Raw genomic sequence first — 17,359 nt, forward strand, 5'->3', positions numbered from 1 at the left:
TGTGCACCAGCACGCATTGCTTGCGCCGGGTTCTGCGTGGGCTCACACGGTCTCGGAACGCCCCTCGAATCCTGAGGGCACGGTGGTTGGGGGGCGGCACTCTACGCGCCTTCGAAGGGTTGTCCAGTCCCGCGTGGGACGGCTCACACAACGGCGCGCCGGAGGGCGTTGCGACCTTGTGGGTCGGTGGCGACCCGTTAGGTTGAAAGGACCCCAAACCGCGGAACCTTTGTATGCATATCCATCGCGTTGTTCTTGTGGCTCTGGCGTTTTCGGCGCCTTCGCCCCGATCGCCGTCGGCATTGTGATGGACTGAGCGCATCGTCATGCTGTTCCACATCGTTGACGCCCTCGTCAGCCTGTACATCGCAACCTTTTTGTGCGTTGCTGTTCATGAGTTGGGCCACTTTGCGGTGGCCCGTTGCGTGGGCGTCCGACCGTCGGCGCTGGTCATTGGATCCGGACCGCTTTTGTGGGACCGGGTGGGACGTGACGGGGTGTCCTACCAGGTGGGGTGGGTTCCCTTCGGCGGCCACATCCGGCTCGGCAAGGCCGAATCGGACCTCGATGCGATCGATGGCACGGAGCCGCACGATGGCGGCTCGAACTTCAATCTCAGTAAGTTTGTGGCGATCGTTGCCGCCGGCCCGAGTGCCAACATTGCGTTCGCGTTCGGCTTGATGGCGTTGCTGCACCACCTGCTCCACGTGGACAACGTCGCGGCTGGATCGGTGGGCTTTGGAACCGCGCTGGAACTCCTCACGGCCAACGTCTTCCTGATCTACGGTGTCTACAGTCTTGTACCGTTTCCCGAGGCAGATGGCGGATTGCTGGTGCGATCGGTGATCTCATCCGTACGTTCGTGCCCCATGGACGACGTGCTCCCGTCAGCGCATGTTGTGCGCGCGCTTCGAGCCCTCAACTCGTGGATGAGTTTTGCCGTCGACGTCTATGTAACCGTCCTCTCGCTCGCCATCACCGGCCTGGCGTTTGGGGCTTGAGCCGCGTCCTGTTGTCCGTCATCTCAGATACCGCTTCACGGTCGTCGGACTGTACCCCGTTATCGCCGCGATGACCTGTTGGCTCAGGCCGCCGTCGCGCATCGCGCGCATGAGGGCGATGGCTTTGTCCCGATCGCGCCGACGGGTGGCGTTGGAGCGCTCGAGCATGCGGGCGCGCACCTGAGCGGGAATGGGATCGGTCATGGGGGCCTCCGGAAGGCGACCATGACAACAGATTCCCACGGGGTGTCTATCGGGCGGCTGGGCCCGGGTGTGGCTCGTCGGTCTTACGCTTCGGTGGTGGCGGCCAATACCCGCCGGTCGCGCTCGATGGTCCAGCGGCTCACGCGAAGCGCTACCGCCAACGCCCGGCTGCTCACGTGCGGGTGGGCGGCCACCAACAGCCGGCGATCGGTGATGCGATCGGTCGGCGCGAGCGCGCCGCGCAGGTGGCGGGCCACGGCCTGGTGGGTGATGCCGAGGCGCCGGGCGATCGCGCGGTGGGTGAGGCCCTGCGCGCGCAGCCGGCGGCAGGCGTTGCGGTGCGCGGTGCCTTGTTGGGTCGCCCGCGTCACGGCGCGCTCCGGCATGTGAGGGGTGCAATCGCGTCGGCGTGGGGCAGCGGCGTGGGGATCGTCGCGTGGCACATGCCGACGGCGCCGAGATCCACGGTGATGTCCGCGCCCGGCGCGGTGTCTTCCAAGTACACCACGCCGTCGTTGCCGACCACGGTGTCCTCAGGCACCGTCGTGGCGTGCGCGGTCACGGACGAGCCGACGGGGAGGTGGCGCCCGTGGGCGTCGGAGAGAATGAACTCACGCGCCGTCTGCCCGGCGATTTGGAACACAATCAGCGTGCCGCTCTTGCGGTTGGGGACGGCCGTTTGCACGACGTCTTTGACGTCGACTCCGATGGGCAGGTCTTCGGCGTCGATGCGAATGCTGTTGGCGCTGAGCGATGTCAGGGGCGCGACGACCAGGGTGCCGTTGGCGTTGGTGCGGCCCATGAGGCGGTTTTCCAAATACACCCGCACACCTTTCACCCCGGGCACGCGCACGACGGCAAAAGCGTCGTAGACCGGCTGCACGGTTTGGAGGGTCGCGCCCGAGCCCATCCAGAGCGCGCCTGAGATCGTGTTGCTTTCCGAGACCTGGGTGCCGCTGGTCGAAATGGTCGCGTCGTCCTGGATGTGGTCGTTGCGCCACATCACGTGTTCGTTCGATGTGACGAGGCCGGAGGTGGTGCGGTCCACCGTTGTGTCCCACTGCCCCAGAGTGTCGCCTTTGGTCCAGGTGCCCATGGCCTCCACCTGCCCGCTGGCGCCCTGGCGCGCATCGTCCAACGCTTGCGCGTTGAGCGATATGGAGTGCCCGAGGGGAATGGAGGCCGAGAGCATCACGGCGTTGTCGCGGCTGGCGTGCTCCAGGTCCAGCGCGACGGTCATCGCGTTGTGATTCCACGTCGCCCGCAGATCGCTGCGCCCTTGCGTGGTGCCGCTGCGCATCGTCACGCGCGCGTAGGTGCCTTGCACCTGGACCGCGGGCGTGGGCGTCCAGCCCAAGGTGATGGTGGATTGGCGCTGCGTGATGAGCCCGCGCTCGGTGGCGTCGTAGTCCCCTTGCGACAGATCCCACCATCCGCGTGAGGTGAGAGCCTCACCGAAACCGATCTGCCAACGCCGGCCGATGTACGAATAGTCGGCGTTGATCAAATGCCCGGAACCGCCGGTGGCGGCGCCCGTGGACGCGCCCAGCGTGAGATCCGCCGTGCCCCACCGTCCGCCCGTGATCGCGCCGGCGATGAGGTTGTGCGCGCTGGCGGTCGACTGCGTCGCGCCCTGGACGGTCCAGTGATCGCTCAGGCCGCGCTGGTACGAGGCGGACAATCCGGGCGTGCTGTACGTGTCTCCGCCGTCGACACGCGCCGCCCCCACATCCACGTCCCAGCGATCGAGCCCAGGGCGCAACAAGGTCGGCGAGACGTAGAAACTGTCGACGATCGTAGTTTGCCGGCCGAACGCGTCGGTGGCCACCAGGGTCATCGCGTTCGCCCCGCCCGCGGCCACCGGTGTGGCCAGTTGGTAGCCGCCCTGCCCGACCTGCGCCACCGTGCCCAAGGGCGCGGCGTTCAAGTACGCATCGATTTTCGAGGGCCCCACGGCCACGCCGCCGATCACCGGAATGGGGTACGACGGGCTGGAGGGATCGAGCGATGGGTCGCTGGCCAGGCGCACGCCGCCCAGGAGCGCGGAGGAGAGGTTGGCCACCGGGTTGGTGGCGATGTCCCCGGCTTGGAAGGTGAGGCGTTTGCTCGCCCAGTCGGTGGTCCAGGTCGTCAGTCCCCGCTTGTAGAGCAGCCCCTGGCTCGCGGTGTCGTCCAGTTGCCCCGTTGATTCCAAGACGCCCCACGGGGTCACGAACCGGGCGTCCTGGCTGCTGGACCACGACGTGCTGGTGGGCGTGCGCGCCACGGCGAGGTCGTAGCCGAGCAGGAGGCCCATGGCGTTCGGTGTGGTGGGCAGGGCCGTGCGCACCGCCGCGCCGACTTTCTCCAATGGAAAACGGGCCGCCGGCCCCGTGCAGGCCACCGCCTGGTTGGGCGTGTCGATGGTGCAGGTGAGGCCCAGTTGGACGTTGGTGAGCGTTCCGGTCTCGCCGGGTTTCAGGATCACCGTGAGGCCGCGCCAGGTGACCGCCGGCGCGCTCAGCACGTCCCCGTGCTGGACGTACTCCACCGCCTGGCCGACCGCACGGCCGTTCATCGTAGTGTCCAGCCAGACGCGGTCGGCGGCCGCGTCGGCGTGGGCGGCTCCGATCGGAGCGCCCACCGCCAGGACCAGGGCGACCAGCAACGCCCGCGTGCGCATGGGGGAGGCTCAGGGAATGGGCAGGACCGTGGTGACAGGCTTGGTGTCACCCATCACCAGGGTCACTTGCGCCGGCGCGGTGTGCCCGGTTTCGAACGTCCCCGACTGCCCCGGCAGGACGTAGTTGGCCTGCTTGTTCCAGACCTGCTTGCCGTCGCCAATGGACCAGATCTTGGCGGTGGCCGTGCCGTCGTTGCGCAGCACAATCTTCGTGCCCTGCCACGCGGCGGTCACATGCGCGGTCATGTCCGCGCCGCGGTAGAACAGCGGCACGTCGATGTGCTGGACCAGCGTCACCAGCGCCGAAATCTTCCCGGCCGCGGCGGGGACCGCACCCTGGCACGTGTCGCCGGGGGCGACGATGGGATCGAAGTGCACGCGGTACTGCTCCTCGCGCGCGCCGGGCGGCGCCACGTGGATCACGCGGGCGATCTGCGTGCCCTGGTCCGGAATGGTCACGATCGCCGGCCGGATCTGCACGTCCGAGGTGTCGCTCTCCACACGCGCGCCATCGGCGCTGGTGCCCGTCCATGTCATCACGCGCATCTGCTCGCGCACGGGGCATCCCGTGCGGTTCGTGAGTGTGTAGGACGAGGCGCGCGTGGTCAGACTGTTGACCTGCACGATCGGGCTGACTTCAATCGCGCCCACGGTGTGCGTGGAGGGCGCGTCGGCGGCGTGGGCGGTGGCAACGGCGCACAGCAAAGCGACGGCCAGAGCGGTCGGGCGGAGGAACATGAGAGGGAAACTCCTGGGGCGGTTGGGGTTCGGGACGGGGGCGGTCCCTGGTTCCCCTTCACCCTCTCAAAAAGGTGCACGTTGGCAACCGGACGGAGTGTGAGGCGCCGTGCAGTTGCGGTGTGGGACCTGTGCGCTGTGGTGGGGACATTGTCCTCGGGCGTTGTGGCACGATCGGCCGAACGCCCCTCCGAGGTTGACCATGTCCGCTCAGCCCTTACCGCCTCTGACCTACCCCGCCGTGGGCGCGATCGCTCAGGACGCGTGCACGCTGCTGCACGTGACCTCACTGGAGGATGCGATTGGCATCCTGACAACGAAGACCATCTTCGGACGGGACGTGAGCGGCCACGCCAACTTCAGCGTGCGAGGGCTCCGCCACGATCTGCGTTCGGGAACCCACACGAACGAGGTGGTGCTCACCTTCCACTGCGCCGGTCCCCATCGGCTGACCTATTACCCGATGGTGGGGCACCATCCTTTGGCCGGCTACGCCAGCGACGGGGTGTTCCACGTGATGAAGTGCGAGCCCATTGAGACTCCCGATTCCGCAACGATCTGGACGATTGAAGATCCGTACTGGCAGTCCATCATTTATCCCGGCGGCGCGCCGCTCACGTTCCACGATTGGACATGGTTCCCGGGTCAACAACCCGAACCGTTGGACGATCCGACCTTGTTGCAGCGGATCTTCCAGACGAACAAGGCGGCCCGCGCGGGTCAAGCCGAACGCTGGGCGTTGTCGCAGCACCTGGTCGCCACCGCCAACGCGGCCAAAGGGTCCACCGTCACCGTCGTGCCGCCGCCGCCCTGACGGGCACCGATTACGCAGCGGTGGATCGACGGAGACGCTTGGCGTTGGCGATCGCTTCGCGCCGCTGGTGCCGCAGCGCGAGCACCTCCGCGGCCCGGGCGTCGTGCGCGGCGTCTTGCAGCACGATCCACGCGGCGTCGAGGCGGCGGCGCTCGTCGGTGTTCAAGCGGCGGAGCCACCCCATCGATTGCGCGCGCCGCTTCGGTTCCTCGCGGCGAATCTCGTCCCACAACATCGGTCCCACATCAGGCATCTGCGCGCACGCCACGTCCGTCACGCCGGTGTCGCACGCCAGGCGAAAGCGCGCGAGCGTCGTGGGAACCAGAAGCGCGATGCGTTCGGCGGGCGATGCCCCGCGCCACGCAGGGAGCGCGCGCGGCGGGACCGCCCATCCCTGGACGTAGCGAATCAGATGCGGATCCGTGAGGAGGTGGGGCGTCATGCGCTGGGGCCTTGGTGTGGGGCGTCGGATTTCACCCGTGCACCCGACGGCGGCTCTGGGAGTGCCGCTGCTGTTGCACCTCCATCTGCATGGCCGAGATGGTGTCGATCACGAGAACGCACTTGTCCGCGGATTGCCGCAGCGATGGGCTGCGCACCACGTTGCCGTATTGGGCGGCGAGATCACGGGCCGTCTCGTTGTCGTTGTTGAGCCGGCTGGCGTCGGCGCCGTGTTTGAGAAGGTGCATCACCGCGTTGTCCTGGCCCCGGGAGGCCGCGATGTGCAGGGCGGTGTCGCCTTCGGCGTCGGCCATGTTGATCGCCGCGCGTCCGCCGGCTTGGGCCATCATGCCGATCAGCGCGCCGTTGTCGGCCCGACCCAGATTGGTGCGCGGCACGACCTTAGCCGCAACATGCAACGGGGTGTGCTGGTTCTCGTTCACCACGTCCACGCGCGCGCCCTGATCCAGAAGTTTGCGCGCCAAGGTGAGATCGCGCGTCCACGCCGCAATGTGCAGGGCCGTGTTGCCGTGGGTGTCGCGCGCGTCCAACTGCCCGTGCAGCGCACGCGTCACCACGTTCGCGCCTTCCGCGCGGTTGCGGTCGTCGTCGATGCGGGCGCGCAGCGCAATCTGATCGTCCTCGCTGAGCGGCTTCTGCGCGGGCAGCGGTTGGGTGTCCCCGTGCTTCAAGGTGATGCCGGTGTTGGTCAGATGTTTGGCCAATCCGGTTTCCGAAATGGGGTACTGCTGCGCGATCGCGTTGAGGCTGGGAATGGCCTTGCGCAAATCGGGCACGGTCTCGGGATAGTGGCTCGCCATGCCGCTCAGCGCCGCCATCGCCAGCGGCAAGATGGTGTCGTGCACCGGCGTTTCGCCGGCGCGCTCGATGGCGCGATTCCACCGCACATGAGCGAGGTCCTTGATCGCCCCAACGATCTGCTGCGCGTGGCGCTTGGGATCGACGTCGGAGAGCGCGCACCCTTCGGTCGTGCTTCCCGCACCGACGGCCATGTGGCGGGTGGCCAGGACGGCGTTGCCGATGCCCTGTTGGCGGTGGATGTGCGAATCATCGAGTTGCGCGTAGAGCGCCAGACGGTTCACCGACTCCTGCATGTGCCGAATGACCCCACGGCTGTCGGCGAGGCCGATGTGTTCGGCGCGCTCGCGCGTGACAATCGCCGGCGCGTAGTAGTGAATGGATGCCAGGCGGTCGTTCTCCCCGAACGGCGGCGCGCCGAGTTCCATCCCCGTCAACACACCGCCCACATGGCGCGTCATCTGATCGCCTTGCCGGCGGCTGTCCTCACCGCTGGAGGCAAAGGCCATGTGCCAGGCGGATGAGTCGTTGGCGTCGCGGATGAAGGCGTCGATGCGTCCGCCGCCTTCCGTGGTGCCCCGGCCGTCCATCGAAAACGTGGACAGGCCCGCTTCAAACGCGACCGGCCTCCAGTCGGCCGTGCCGTCGAGGCTGACCTTCTTCACGCTCATGGGCACGAAGAGTTCTTGCCATCGCGCGTCCAAGGCTTCGGTGATTTCTCGGCCGTTGGCGTCGCCGTTCCGACGCAGGCCGTCGACAAGGTCACGCAAGTGGTCGGCCGCCGCCGAGCGCGCGGTGCCATACGGTGTTGTTGGTGCGGACGGTCCGGCCGGGCCGCTCGCGAGATCCTTCTCCGCCCACCCACTGCGCACATAGAGGTCCATGCGCGCAATGGCCTCCCCTTTGACCGTCTTGGCCAAGCCCTGCTCGCTTTCGTGCAGCCAGTGGACCAGGGGCGCCCATTCGCTGTCGGTCGCTCCCGCCACGGATTTCACCGGGCGCATCAGGTGCTGACGGGTCTTCGGATCGCGCAGGTGCGCGTCGTGGGCCTGCGCCAGCGCTTCGGTGGTCGCCCCGCTCTTAGGCACCCGCGCCAACGCGTGGGCGCTTTGACGCACGAAGAGATCGCGGTCCTCGTAAATCGTCGCGATGCCGTCGGCAACGTGGTCGCCCAGGCTCAGTCCTTCGGAGAGATACGCGCGGAACTGCTGCTTGTCCTTGCCGACGCGCGCGTCGCGGATCATTTGCTCCGCCGTCCATGCGGCGGTGTCGGCGCGATCGGTGTCGGCGTCCTGTCGGCTGAGCAGGCGGTTGGCGTCGCGCAGCAAGGTTTTGGGAGCGGGAACGACGGGCAGGTGACGCTTGGCCATGGGGGCAGTTCCTTCTGGGGATCTCTTCACCCTAGGAGGTTTTCCCGGCTTGCCAACCACCCCACGCGCTTGGGCCCGGGTGTGGTTCAGCGGGCGCGGCGTGCCTCGGTCAGCCCCAACCGAGCCAGCGCGCGGCGGATGGTGGGCGCGCTGCGCCCAACCTCGTCGGCGATATCGCGGACGCTGCGGCCGGCAACCCACAGGGCGGTGATGGGGGCGTCGAGCGCGGTGGACCCCGAGCGGGCGCGCCGCTCGGGCGCTTCGGTGGTATCGGTGGGTCCTTCTGTCCCCCGCGGGGTTTGCAGCGCCCGCAGCACCGTCGTCTCGCGCACCCCCAGAACACACGCGATCACCGCCGTCGGCACACGCGCCTGGTGGAGTTCGTGCAGGGTGGCCATCGGTCGGGTCGTCACGGCGGGTTCGCGCAGAAGGGTGGACTCACCATCCTAGGCCGCTGCGCTCTCTCGTCGTGCGCGGGCCGTGGTGGCCGTCACAGCCTGACGGCGGGCTCGTGCCGGCGTTGCGATGCACCGCACATCGCTTGCCGTTGGGTCCCTCTGTGCGTGCGCGGGTGCGTCAGACGGGGTTGCCCAGACCGTCGACCTGATACGTTCCGCGGCCGTCGCACCGGGCGCACGCGTCGTTGCGCCCTTGGCAGGCGCAGGCCACCTGGTGCCGTTCCGCCTGCAGGATCTCCCACGAGCCCGCCGCGGGCGCCGGGGGCGTGGGAAGGACATGGGTCCGCGCGCGGGGTTCGCTTGGGGCGCCCCGCCCGCTCAGGCGCCGGGCCGCATCGGCGTTGGCGGCGATGAAGGCCACCACCCAATCGAAGGTGACCGCTCGGCCTTTGAACGCCGCGGTGAGATCGGATTCCCGATGCTTGTAAATCCGCACGACGCCCTGGTCGTCTTGCTCCAGTTCGAGGAGCGGACGGCTGGGCACCCGGGTGGGCGTCAGTTTGAGGAGACGCCCGTCGTCCCAATACGCGGACTCATCCCTGGTGGCCGGCACCCATTGCTTGTGCCCGTGCATGGTGGCCTCCATGCCGTGCTGCGCGGCGATGGCGGTGAGGTGCTGGTGGAGCATCGCGATCGCGTCCATGACAGGCTCCTTTGGCGTTTCTCTGCTGGATACCACGGCTTCACATCGGCGTCACGTCCCTCCCGATGTGCTGCCACATGGCGATGGTCACGCGCCATGACACGATGGCGCGGGGCACAATGCCCGCTCCGATCGATCGGACCATCATTCAACGCAAACCCACGGGGAGTGTCTTATGAAAACATCGCACGCGCTGCTGCTGGCGATTGTAGGTGCATGCGGTTTGGGGCTCGGCCAGGCGATGGCGGCGACGCCCGCCACCGGCTTGGGCCAAGCCGTTCCGGCTACGACGGATGTCTCGGTCAGCCCGTCCTGGCATGTGTATGTGTTTTCGATCGGCGGCGTCCGATACATTCAGGTGAACGACCTCAGCCACAACGTCCTGGGGGCTGTCGGCACCGCATCGGGCCAATACATCACCCTGCCCGTTGGGTTGTTCTCGCAGCAGGTCGCCACGCCGCAGCAGTCGGCCTCCGCGCCGAGCACCGCCGCACCGACGGCAGCGCCGACGACCGTCTACAACGACGGGACCACGCAGGTCACGGCCACCCCGCTGGCGGACGGCACCACCGCGCTGGTCGCGGCGCAGAGCCAGCAGATGTGCGATCCGGTGGATTGCAACCTCAAAGGACCCTGAGGCGCGGCTCCGGTTCGGCTCCGGCGGTGTCGATCGCCGCCGGGGTTGAGGGGTTGCGCACGAGGGCGATCAAGCGCACGCCCTCGGTGATGGGACGTTCGCGCACGCGGCCTTCGAAGGTGGCGGCGCGATCGGCGACCGCTTGGACGCCAAGCCCGCTGACGGCGCGGCGCAGCCGGTCGTTGAGATCGTCCCAGCGCACGTGATGGATGCGCACCGGATGGCGCGTCGCATCGATTTGCACCACCGCCCACACCCCAAAGCCCACACGCGTGTCCTCGGGATCCGGATGGAGGGCGACGACCACGCCGTGGTCCCGGCGCTTGGGACGTCCCACGCGCACGCGCACGCGGAAGTCCGAATAGCCGCGCCCGCCGCAGCGCAGGGCAATGGTCTCGAAGACGATGCGGTAGAGCGCCAGGCGCACCGGCGGCGTGAGCAGACTGGCCGGTCCGCGCACATCCACCCAGTACCGGGCGCCGGCTTCGTCGAGGAACCGCGGGAGAGGACCTTCGCGCATCGCGGCCAGGAGTCCGCGTTCGCGCAGCGCGGTGGGATAGAGGCCGTCGGAGAGGCGAAGCAGTTGGTCGCGCGCGCCCGTGGCGCGTTGGGTGTAGCCGCTGTCGTCGACCGCCGGCTGCAGATGTTTGAGGCGCCCCATCATCATCAAGAAGGCCGAGTGCACCGCCTCGCCGATGTGGTCGAGCGCCAGGGCGGTCACCCGCAGTTGGGCTTCCCCGATGACGACATTGCGCTGCGCGAGGGCCAGCGCTTGGCGCACGTCGCGGCGCTCTTGCTCGGCGCGGCCGTTGAGCGCGGCGATCTTGGCGCCGACCAGCAGCATCGTGGTGATCGCCATCGCCAGCAGCGCTTGGGCCTGCAGCGTGCCGTGGTCGACCTTATCGGGCATGAGGATGGCAATCGCCACGCTCGCGATCGTGCCGCTCACCGCCGCACCGCGCCAACCGTGTTTGAGCGCGCACCAGATGACAGGAAGGAACAGCGCCATCTGCACGACGCCGCGGGCGTGCGGGAACTTGGAGCCCACACCCACCAAAAAGACGACCAGGGGCAGCACCAGGAGGCCGGCGTCGTAAGCCAAGCGACTTTCCGCCAAATGGTGGCGCACCCGGCCCAGATTGCCGTGGGCCGATCGGACCACCTGCGCGCCGACCAGTGCGATGGGCACCACGGTCAACGCGCCGAGGAAGTTGCCGAGCGTCAGCCGCGCGATGAGGTTGCCGTAATCCAGGACGTACCCCGGCGGCTTGGGCGTGATCAGGATCTGGCCGATCGTCACGACGACCACGATGGCGCTGGCGAGGAAGGAACAGAGGACCAGCGCCGCGACGCCGACCGTGCGCCGGTGGGGGTTCAGTCCCCAGCGCTCGCGGAACAGCCACACAAGGGGGGCGTAGTAACACATGCTCGGGATGAGGTTGATCAGCGCCCAGAGCAGACCGAACTGCTCGTAGCACGTGGCGCTGATGTAGGCCAATCGGGCCGCGTCGCCCATCATCAACGCGCCCCAGTTCCGGTAGGGAACCAGCAAGAGGACGCTGAGATTGAGTCCCGTCAGGACGAACCAGTTGGCCAGGGAGATGTGGCGGACGAGGACCAGCGCGGCGCAATAAATTGCGGCGATCACAACAAAGCGCGCCATCCGTATGGCTCGTTCCCTGCCCGGCATTGGCCAACCTCCCCCAAAGAGACGACGCAACAAGTGACGATGACACCGAGATTCACGTGAAGTCGCGGTGAAGCCCTCCCTAGGGCCACATTTCGCAGTTTACCGCAGCACCCAGCGGCCCCGATTGTGGCCTCGAAAAACTGTGCGCCGGCGCGTGAAGATGCATTCACGCCCGTCGTATGCGTTACTAGACGCGCCGGGAAGTCCAGGCGCCGACGTGGGGCCCCACGTCATCACGGATGACCGACGCCCGACCGCCGCTCCGCAAGGGGCGGCGTTTTTATTCGATGCGTTGCGCTGGGCCTTGGGTGTGGGGCCTTGGGCGATCACATGCGGCGGCGTTGAACCAGGTCGGTGACACCTGATGCGCGCGTTGCGCGCTCCAGCCGCCGGCGATCCCAAGCCGCCTGGACGGCGCGACGGCCGTCGCGCTCCCACGTCTCCAGTTCATCGTCGTCGCGCGCACGTCCGCCATACGCTCGCGGAAAACCGGCACGCTGGGCCCGACGGGTGATCTTACGTTCCCATCGCTGATACACATCGAAGAAGGAGGGCAAGTCGGCCAAGTCAGCGGCCAGATTGCCCATGCCGTCTAACACGAAGAGGTGGTGGGTGATTTCAGTTGTCATTACATCCTCCGGCGCTGGGCATCGTGTGGGGTGGCTTGGGTGCGCGTTTCGCGTTGAAGGCGACGGCGGTCCCACCGCGCCTGGACGGCGCGACGGCCGGCTTCCATGAAGCGAACGTCTGTGGTGACCATATGGTCGATTCCCGCCCGCACGTTCACGGTGAAGCCCACGGATGCGTCGTTGGGGAGGAGCCCGTGTCGGCGCAATCGAAGGACCCATCGGTGATGCCGGTGCAGCACGGTGGCGCGCAAGTCCATCACCATCTCAGACCAGCCCCGAGCGTCCGACGTGGAGTCGGGCTGGGACGACGGCGGACACACCGAAGGGCCCAAGGGATCACCACCGTGCTTGCGGCTGCGCCGATCCCATGCGGGCACGTGAGCGTTGGGAACGGGCATCGTCACATCCTCCGGCGCGCGGATGCAGGAGTGTCCCGGTGCCGCGCTTCACGTTCCAACCGACGCTGGTCCCATCGCGCCTAGATGCAGCGGCGCCGTTCCTCGTTCTCGCCGGGGTAATACTCGGTCACCCGCATGAAGGCGATTGCAACTGGATTGAGAGAGGCGGCTGTGGGGTTCACGACAATGGGCCGGGCGCGGGGTTCATTCACCCTACCCGCTCCGGCTCCGTCGACAACCTCAGAAACGCCAAACTGCGGGGCACCGCGCATTGCTTGCGGTGGGGGCCGGGTGTGCTGGCGTCGGGTCCTTGCCGATGCGACGCGCCGCCGTAGTGTGGAGGGATCCCACCCCGGTTGGAGTTCCCCGTGCGGTCCCTCTCTTCTTTCTACTGCAACCTGATTACTGGCCTGGCGCTCGCCATGTTCTGCGTTGCGGGCATCGTCATGTCGGTCGATAACTTCATTTCCGACTGGAATGAACCCCATCGCAGCCTTGCCTTCCTTGTCTGGTGCGGGGGCGCCATTCTGTCGTGTGCGACGTTCGTGTCGGCGTTGGCGACGGTCGTACTGGTTTTTGGGACGGTCGCACTTGTTCTTGGCAAGACGCTGATCAAAGAGATCACCGCCGTGTGGACCGCCCCATGAACGCCGTCCTCAACATTCTGTTCGTCGTCCTGCTCGCCTGCGTGGGCGTGATGCTCTTTTGTCTGCTTTCGCTATCCCACCCGACGTGGGGCATGCTGGCGCTCACGATCGGCGCTCTGGCCGGCGTGGTGTTTGAAGAGATCGCGCGCCCACGGGGAACGCCGTGACGCTGCTCGTGGACTCGTGGTCGTTCGCCCTTGCGCTGGCGCTGACCACCGCCGTCGCTTCGGTCGTGCGGCGCTGGCGGGCTCAACGGAGGCGCGCGCCTCCGTGAGGTCCGAGACATCCCACGCGACCGCGTGGGATCACCAGTACGTGATCGCGCGCGTGCGGGTCGTGCACCAGTTGTGGTTGGTGCCGGTGCCACCGCTCTCGTGCCAGCATTCTTTGCGTGCCGTCCAGTTGCCCTTCGAGTCGAACGCGGTGTATGTGTAGGAGATCTCGGTGTTCGGGAGCACGCCACCGGGTTCGCCCAGATTCATCTCGGCGATCAGCAACGCTTTGTCGTTGAACGTACGGACGGACTCGACGTATTGCTTGCTGCGGTCGTCGCCCTGCGTGACGTCTTGGGTGATCCGCGTGAAATTGTTGGACGGTCCCACGCGCTCGTAGACGCAGTCGGTGCGCTGCATTGCGCCCCCAACCTTGACGACCTCGTCGGAGAGGTAGCCGGCGCGGTACACCCGCTGGACGATCCCCTTCTCGTTCGGGCCGTAGGTGATGATCGTCACCGGCCCGGCGGTGTCGGCATTGCCCCGCAGCGTGGGCACGGGCGGCGCGCCGTCCATGGATGAGGCCACCGGGTAGCGCCCGCCGCCCTGGTAAATGTAGGTCCAAACGCTGTGTTCCTGCCCGAACTCCATGGGCACGCCCACCTCGCGCACGAGTTGCCCGGCCTGGTTGAAGGTCCAGGAATAGTGTGACTTCGTGTCCGAGGCGTCGGTGCGGCAGAAGTCCGTGATCGGCGTGCAGGGATTGCTCTCGTCGATTTGCTTGACGTGTGATTGCCGCAGCCGATCGATGTCGCTGATCGTGGCGGCCGGGTCGCCTAAGGCGACGTTGGTGTTGGACCCGCAGACGGGTGCTTCAAGATCCTGTCCGTGGACCGCGGCCGCTCCGGCCATCAGTCCGGCGAGGGCCAAGGCCCTGGCTCCTGTGTTCCGCATTCCTGTTCCCCTGGGTGGTGATTCATGCGCCATCGGCCGATGCGGCCGAAATCTGTAGCGAGTGTGCCCGGGCTGAGACGGGCCGCACAACTCGGACCGCGCATCGCTTGCGGTTGGGGCTCTGTCTGGTTGACTGAGGGAACACCACCACGGATCGGTGCCCTATGAATCGCTCCTTCATTGCCCTCGCCGGTGTGACCACCGCCCTGCTCTCGCCCCTGTGCGCGGCCGCAACGTCGCTGGCCACGTTCACCGTCACCGCGCAGGTGGTGGCCTCGTGTCATGTGGATACGATCGATTCGCCCGTGCTGCCGTTGGTGGTGCCTGGCGATGGTCCGGTGTCGGCGCCGGGCACGGTGCGGCTGCGCTGCACCAAGGGCGCCGTCGCCCGTGTGGTGCCCATCCAAGGCGGCACGGTGCTCACCGGACCGGAGGGCGCGCACATGACCTACCGCCTGCAGAGCGGTGCCGGCGGCCCCTGGGACGTGGCCCATCCTTTGGTGGGCACATCCACGTCCGCGCTGGTGCCGATGGACCTGCCCTTCCGCGCGCGCCTGGACGGCGGCCAGCAGGCGCCGCTCGGTACCTACCGCGACACCGTCACGGTGGAGATCACCCTGTAACGTCGGGCGCTTGGGTCTCGGTGTGGACCGACGGTTCCGTGGGGGCGGCCGTCGGATCCAAGCGCAACAACACATCGATGATCCGCTCCAGCGCCTCGCGCCGCCGGTGGGCGCTCGCAGCGCATTGGAGGAACGAGTCGAGGACGGGCGTGGCGGTGGTCATGCACCGGCTCCAACGGGTGCGAAGGACAGCGCGGCGAAGACAATGGCGGTGACCAGACCGCCGACGCTGATGCGGATCCAGAAATCTTTGACGGGGGACATAGCGGTTGGGTTCCTGATGGGTCGCTTGTTGGTCGCTTCCATCCAACCAAATCGCCTGCGTTTGTCCCGGCGCAATGCGCCCCAGCACGCATTGCTTACTGTGGGGGTCGCGTGTTCTGCGCTGGTGGTCACACGTCCAACGACAACGGCGGCGCTTTGCGCCGCCGTTTCTCGATTCCGTTACGGGCGGCGTCAGGCCGGGCGGCCGTTGCTGCATCCGCGGGGCGCGGCGTCGCGGAGGACGTCTTCAATCGCCGCGCGCTCGTCGGCGGGCACCTGCGACCAGTTGCGCGGCCGGGAGCCTTGGACCGCGCAGGCGTTGGCGCCGTCGGCCACCAAGAGTTTCACCGCGTCGACCTGATGGCTCGACGGGTTGGCGTTGGCGCTGTACGACAAATCTCCGTTGTGGTTGCGCTGGTTCCATGTGTCGCCGATGTCACCGAGGAAATCGAAGAGGAGCGGCGCGGTGGCGCTGCGCGGGTCGGCGCCGATGTCGGCTTGCAGACGGCGGGCGTCAGAGGCCGCCGCAACGTCCACCATGTCGTTGGCGGCGGCGCGGAGGTCCTGAGCGATCGAGGGCGACGGGGCACTGGGCGCCGTGCCGGCGACGGCCAGCGTGGTGGCAAGCCCGAGGGCCAGGGCGATGGGGGTGGCAACGAGGAAACGGGGCATGGGCGGAACTCCGGAAAGGAACGGGGCGACCCGTTCATCCAACCAGATTCCGCGCGGCTGTCTCGGGGCGATGCCCGGTGGCGCGCATCGCTTGCGGTGGGAGGTGCGTGTGCTGCGACGGGGTTCACACCGCCGGGGATCAGCGGAAGGCGGCGCCCGGCGCGAACGCCCATGTCAGGGCGATGGTGCTGGCGTTGGCCAAGCGCACGTCGGTGACCTGGACGGCGACGCGTCTGCCCGGCTTGTTCTTCAGGCCGAACAGGCCATTGATCGCCGCGTGGCCGCCGGGATGGTTGACGGTCAGCGACACCCGTTCGTTCGCCTGGTCGGTGAGGACCGCCGAGGTGGAATCCCGTCCGCCGCTGGTCACCTGCGCCGCGTAGGTCGCACCAACCTCCACGCGCCCGAGGAACCCAGCCGCCACCCGGACGAAGGCTTTCCCGGCGAAGGAGGCGGCGTGGCGCGACCAGCGCGCGGGCTCGCGTTCGCCGATGACGCGCACGGGCACGATCGCGCCGGCCCCGAGGGAGCGCAGGGCGTCGTGGCCGGGCTGGTCGTGGTCCGAGAGGGCGAGGAAAAGATGGCGCACCGCACGGTCCTCCCACGGCGCTTCCAGCCACACGTAGGTGAAACGGTACCGTCCTTCGGGATCGTCGACGCGACGCAGGTGCCGGATGGTGGCGGACAGCACCGTGAGGGGCGGCACGCTCACCACATCCCCCAGATACTCCGTCTCTTGGCGCCGCACGATTCCCGTCCAGAGCCGCTGGTCCTCGCCGCCGCCGACGCGCGTCTTGGCGTCGTCATCGCGCAGGGCTTGGGCAACCACCGCCCGTCCCTCCTGCTGCTGGCGTTCTTCCCGTGCGAGGCGTTCCGCGCGCAGCGCATCGCCCAACGCTTCGGTGGCGGCTGTGTGCGCGAGGGTGTCGCGCCGGTGCCTGCCGACTTGGCCGGCCAACTGATCGGGTGCGAGTGCGCCGCTGGTGGCGTTGCGGTGCAGCCGTTGCTGCTCCTCGGCCAGACGCTGCGCGGCGCGGGCCTGCTCGGCCGGATCCTTGTACTGGGTCATCCCTGCGGTTCCCTGCCCTGTGCGGTGCGGTCAGTCTACTGCGCACCCGCCGGCCCAAGAGTCAGGCCCGTCGACCGCCCGTTGCCCGGCGTTCACCGCTCACATCCGCCGCTTGGCCGCCGGTCCAGTGGCACGCGACTCCAACACGTCGCGTTTCGTGGTGCGCGCCCACAGCACGTCCTGAATGCGGTCGCGCACCAGTCCCTCGGGCGCTACGCGGTGCGCGTCGCGCAGCCCCTGGTCCGTGAGGTCATCGGCGTCGTTTTGCAAAACGAGCAGGGCTTCCACTCGGTGATCGGTGAACGCCAGGTGGTAGAGCACAAAGTCCAGAGACGGTGGATCGTGTTCGGCCAGAAGGCGCTGGCGCGTCGTTGCCACGAAGGTGGCGTCGAGGAACTCGTCCATCTCCGCCGT

At 67.8% G+C, this 17,359-nt stretch carries 21 protein-coding genes; 6 read left to right on the plus strand and 15 right to left on the minus strand.

Going from position 1 to position 17,359, the window contains the following annotated elements:
* Window positions 1-326: 326 nt before the first annotated feature.
* Entirely contained in the window at window positions 327-1,001 is a 675-nt protein-coding gene (locus VME63_RS02275) for a site-2 protease family protein (protein ID WP_325429833.1), read from the plus strand.
* An 18-nt stretch (window positions 1,002-1,019) separates the two neighbouring features.
* Here the strand turns inward: VME63_RS02275 and VME63_RS02280 are convergent, their stop codons facing one another.
* The 4 genes from VME63_RS02280 to VME63_RS02295 form a co-directional block, all read right to left on the minus strand.
* A complete protein-coding gene (locus VME63_RS02280) occupies window positions 1,020-1,205 on the minus strand; it encodes a helix-turn-helix domain-containing protein (RefSeq protein ID WP_325429835.1) in 186 nt (61 codons plus the stop codon).
* A gap of 83 nt (window positions 1,206-1,288) precedes the next feature.
* The gene (locus tag VME63_RS02285) at window positions 1,289-1,591 is read right to left on the minus strand and encodes a hypothetical protein (RefSeq protein ID WP_325429837.1); all 303 of its coding nucleotides are present in this window, start codon (window positions 1,589-1,591) and stop codon (window positions 1,289-1,291) included.
* Window positions 1,573-3,867 (minus strand): fimbria/pilus outer membrane usher protein, encoded by a 2,295-nt coding sequence (locus tag VME63_RS02290; protein ID WP_325429839.1) that lies wholly within the window; start codon window positions 3,865-3,867, stop codon window positions 1,573-1,575. Before VME63_RS02290 ends, VME63_RS02285 begins: the two co-directional genes overlap by 19 nt.
* 9 nt (window positions 3,868-3,876) lie before the next feature.
* Window positions 3,877-4,605: a fimbria/pilus periplasmic chaperone gene (locus VME63_RS02295; RefSeq protein WP_325429841.1), complete on the minus strand. Its 729-nt coding sequence runs from the start codon at window positions 4,603-4,605 to the stop codon at window positions 3,877-3,879.
* Between the two features lie 202 nt (window positions 4,606-4,807).
* On the opposite strand from VME63_RS02295, the gene VME63_RS02300 reads away from it, so the two are divergent.
* Window positions 4,808-5,419, plus strand: a complete 612-nt coding sequence (locus VME63_RS02300) for a hypothetical protein (protein WP_325429843.1) — start codon at window positions 4,808-4,810, stop codon at window positions 5,417-5,419.
* A 10-nt stretch (window positions 5,420-5,429) separates the two neighbouring features.
* Here the strand turns inward: VME63_RS02300 and VME63_RS02305 are convergent, their stop codons facing one another.
* The 4 genes from VME63_RS02305 to VME63_RS02320 all read right to left on the minus strand — a co-directional run bounded on the left by VME63_RS02305 (window position 5,430) and on the right by VME63_RS02320 (window position 9,150).
* Entirely contained in the window at window positions 5,430-5,861 is a 432-nt protein-coding gene (locus VME63_RS02305) for a hypothetical protein (RefSeq protein ID WP_325429845.1), read from the minus strand.
* A 31-nt stretch (window positions 5,862-5,892) separates the two neighbouring features.
* The gene (locus VME63_RS02310; protein ID WP_325429847.1) at window positions 5,893-8,049 is read right to left on the minus strand and encodes an ankyrin repeat domain-containing protein; all 2,157 of its coding nucleotides are present in this window, start codon (window positions 8,047-8,049) and stop codon (window positions 5,893-5,895) included.
* Window positions 8,050-8,135: 86 nt separating this feature from the next.
* Window positions 8,136-8,447: a hypothetical protein gene (locus VME63_RS02315; protein ID WP_325429849.1), complete on the minus strand. Its 312-nt coding sequence runs from the start codon at window positions 8,445-8,447 to the stop codon at window positions 8,136-8,138.
* 178 nt (window positions 8,448-8,625) lie between these two features.
* The gene (locus tag VME63_RS02320; RefSeq protein WP_325429851.1) at window positions 8,626-9,150 is read right to left on the minus strand and encodes a hypothetical protein; all 525 of its coding nucleotides are present in this window, start codon (window positions 9,148-9,150) and stop codon (window positions 8,626-8,628) included.
* Window positions 9,151-9,325: 175 nt separating this feature from the next.
* Here VME63_RS02320 and VME63_RS02325 point away from each other — a divergent pair, with 175 nt between their 5' ends.
* Window positions 9,326-9,787, plus strand: a complete 462-nt coding sequence (locus VME63_RS02325) for a hypothetical protein (protein WP_325429853.1) — start codon at window positions 9,326-9,328, stop codon at window positions 9,785-9,787.
* Here the strand turns inward: VME63_RS02325 and VME63_RS02330 are convergent.
* Together VME63_RS02330 and VME63_RS02335 are read right to left on the minus strand one after the other, a co-directional pair.
* A complete protein-coding gene (locus VME63_RS02330) occupies window positions 9,774-11,450 on the minus strand; it encodes an MASE1 domain-containing protein (RefSeq protein WP_325429855.1) in 1,677 nt (558 codons plus the stop codon). The two genes, VME63_RS02325 and VME63_RS02330, sit on opposite strands and share 14 nt — an antisense overlap.
* Before the next feature lie 353 nt (window positions 11,451-11,803).
* A complete protein-coding gene (locus VME63_RS02335) occupies window positions 11,804-12,106 on the minus strand; it encodes a hypothetical protein (RefSeq protein WP_325429857.1) in 303 nt (100 codons plus the stop codon).
* 766 nt (window positions 12,107-12,872) lie between these two features.
* Here VME63_RS02335 and VME63_RS02340 point away from each other — a divergent pair.
* The gene (locus VME63_RS02340; protein ID WP_325429859.1) at window positions 12,873-13,151 is read left to right on the plus strand and encodes a hypothetical protein; all 279 of its coding nucleotides are present in this window, start codon (window positions 12,873-12,875) and stop codon (window positions 13,149-13,151) included.
* The gene (locus VME63_RS02345) at window positions 13,148-13,318 is read left to right on the plus strand and encodes a hypothetical protein (protein ID WP_325429861.1); all 171 of its coding nucleotides are present in this window, start codon (window positions 13,148-13,150) and stop codon (window positions 13,316-13,318) included. The genes VME63_RS02340 and VME63_RS02345 overlap by 4 nt, the downstream gene beginning before the upstream one ends.
* Before the next feature lie 138 nt (window positions 13,319-13,456).
* On the opposite strand, the gene VME63_RS02350 is transcribed toward VME63_RS02345, so the two are convergent.
* The gene (locus VME63_RS02350; protein ID WP_325429863.1) at window positions 13,457-14,293 is read right to left on the minus strand and encodes a hypothetical protein; all 837 of its coding nucleotides are present in this window, start codon (window positions 14,291-14,293) and stop codon (window positions 13,457-13,459) included.
* A gap of 188 nt (window positions 14,294-14,481) precedes the next feature.
* On the opposite strand from VME63_RS02350, the gene VME63_RS02355 reads away from it, so the two are divergent.
* Window positions 14,482-14,940 (plus strand): spore coat protein U domain-containing protein, encoded by a 459-nt coding sequence (locus tag VME63_RS02355; RefSeq protein ID WP_325429865.1) that lies wholly within the window; start codon window positions 14,482-14,484, stop codon window positions 14,938-14,940.
* Here VME63_RS02355 and VME63_RS02360 read toward each other — a convergent pair.
* The 4 genes from VME63_RS02360 to VME63_RS02375 form a co-directional block, all read right to left on the minus strand.
* A complete protein-coding gene (locus VME63_RS02360; RefSeq protein ID WP_325429867.1) occupies window positions 14,930-15,103 on the minus strand; it encodes a hypothetical protein in 174 nt (57 codons plus the stop codon). The two genes, VME63_RS02355 and VME63_RS02360, sit on opposite strands and share 11 nt — an antisense overlap.
* A gap of 293 nt (window positions 15,104-15,396) precedes the next feature.
* On the minus strand, window positions 15,397-15,876 hold the full coding sequence (locus tag VME63_RS02365) for a hypothetical protein (protein WP_325429869.1): 480 nt from the start codon (window positions 15,874-15,876) through the stop codon (window positions 15,397-15,399).
* A 139-nt stretch (window positions 15,877-16,015) separates the two neighbouring features.
* The gene (locus VME63_RS02370; protein WP_325429871.1) at window positions 16,016-16,945 is read right to left on the minus strand and encodes a hypothetical protein; all 930 of its coding nucleotides are present in this window, start codon (window positions 16,943-16,945) and stop codon (window positions 16,016-16,018) included.
* 99 nt (window positions 16,946-17,044) lie between these two features.
* Complete coding sequence (locus tag VME63_RS02375; protein ID WP_325429873.1) at window positions 17,045-17,350, minus strand: hypothetical protein; 306 nt, start codon at window positions 17,348-17,350, stop codon at window positions 17,045-17,047.
* Between the last annotated feature and the right edge of the window lie 9 nt (window positions 17,351-17,359).

Source organism: Dyella sp. (genome assembly GCF_035503745.1).
Taxonomy (GTDB): domain Bacteria; phylum Pseudomonadota; class Gammaproteobacteria; order Xanthomonadales; family Rhodanobacteraceae; genus Dyella_B.

What these genes read in the sequence shown, in the direction of transcription:
- VME63_RS02315 (WP_325429849.1), bottom strand. Translation starts at nt 8,447, where the DNA reads ATGGCCACCCTGCACGAACTCCACCAGGCGCGTGTGCCGACGGCGGTG.
- VME63_RS02275 (WP_325429833.1), top strand. Translation starts at nt 327, where the DNA reads ATGCTGTTCCACATCGTTGACGCCCTCGTCAGCCTGTACATCGCAACC.
- VME63_RS02370 (WP_325429871.1), bottom strand. Translation starts at nt 16,945, where the DNA reads ATGACCCAGTACAAGGATCCGGCCGAGCAGGCCCGCGCCGCGCAGCGT.
- VME63_RS02300 (WP_325429843.1), top strand. Translation starts at nt 4,808, where the DNA reads ATGTCCGCTCAGCCCTTACCGCCTCTGACCTACCCCGCCGTGGGCGCG.
- VME63_RS02320 (WP_325429851.1), bottom strand. Translation starts at nt 9,150, where the DNA reads ATGGACGCGATCGCGATGCTCCACCAGCACCTCACCGCCATCGCCGCG.
- VME63_RS02280 (WP_325429835.1), bottom strand. Translation starts at nt 1,205, where the DNA reads ATGACCGATCCCATTCCCGCTCAGGTGCGCGCCCGCATGCTCGAGCGC.
- VME63_RS02295 (WP_325429841.1), bottom strand. Translation starts at nt 4,605, where the DNA reads ATGTTCCTCCGCCCGACCGCTCTGGCCGTCGCTTTGCTGTGCGCCGTT.
- VME63_RS02325 (WP_325429853.1), top strand. Translation starts at nt 9,326, where the DNA reads ATGAAAACATCGCACGCGCTGCTGCTGGCGATTGTAGGTGCATGCGGT.
- VME63_RS02375 (WP_325429873.1), bottom strand. Translation starts at nt 17,350, where the DNA reads ATGGACGAGTTCCTCGACGCCACCTTCGTGGCAACGACGCGCCAGCGC.
- VME63_RS02345 (WP_325429861.1), top strand. Translation starts at nt 13,148, where the DNA reads ATGAACGCCGTCCTCAACATTCTGTTCGTCGTCCTGCTCGCCTGCGTG.
- VME63_RS02290 (WP_325429839.1), bottom strand. Translation starts at nt 3,867, where the DNA reads ATGCGCACGCGGGCGTTGCTGGTCGCCCTGGTCCTGGCGGTGGGCGCT.
- VME63_RS02285 (WP_325429837.1), bottom strand. Translation starts at nt 1,591, where the DNA reads ATGCCGGAGCGCGCCGTGACGCGGGCGACCCAACAAGGCACCGCGCAC.
- VME63_RS02355 (WP_325429865.1), top strand. Translation starts at nt 14,482, where the DNA reads ATGAATCGCTCCTTCATTGCCCTCGCCGGTGTGACCACCGCCCTGCTC.
- VME63_RS02365 (WP_325429869.1), bottom strand. Translation starts at nt 15,876, where the DNA reads ATGCCCCGTTTCCTCGTTGCCACCCCCATCGCCCTGGCCCTCGGGCTT.
- VME63_RS02330 (WP_325429855.1), bottom strand. Translation starts at nt 11,450, where the DNA reads ATGGCGCGCTTTGTTGTGATCGCCGCAATTTATTGCGCCGCGCTGGTC.
- VME63_RS02310 (WP_325429847.1), bottom strand. Translation starts at nt 8,049, where the DNA reads ATGGCCAAGCGTCACCTGCCCGTCGTTCCCGCTCCCAAAACCTTGCTG.
- VME63_RS02335 (WP_325429857.1), bottom strand. Translation starts at nt 12,106, where the DNA reads ATGACAACTGAAATCACCCACCACCTCTTCGTGTTAGACGGCATGGGC.
- VME63_RS02305 (WP_325429845.1), bottom strand. Translation starts at nt 5,861, where the DNA reads ATGACGCCCCACCTCCTCACGGATCCGCATCTGATTCGCTACGTCCAG.
- VME63_RS02360 (WP_325429867.1), bottom strand. Translation starts at nt 15,103, where the DNA reads ATGACCACCGCCACGCCCGTCCTCGACTCGTTCCTCCAATGCGCTGCG.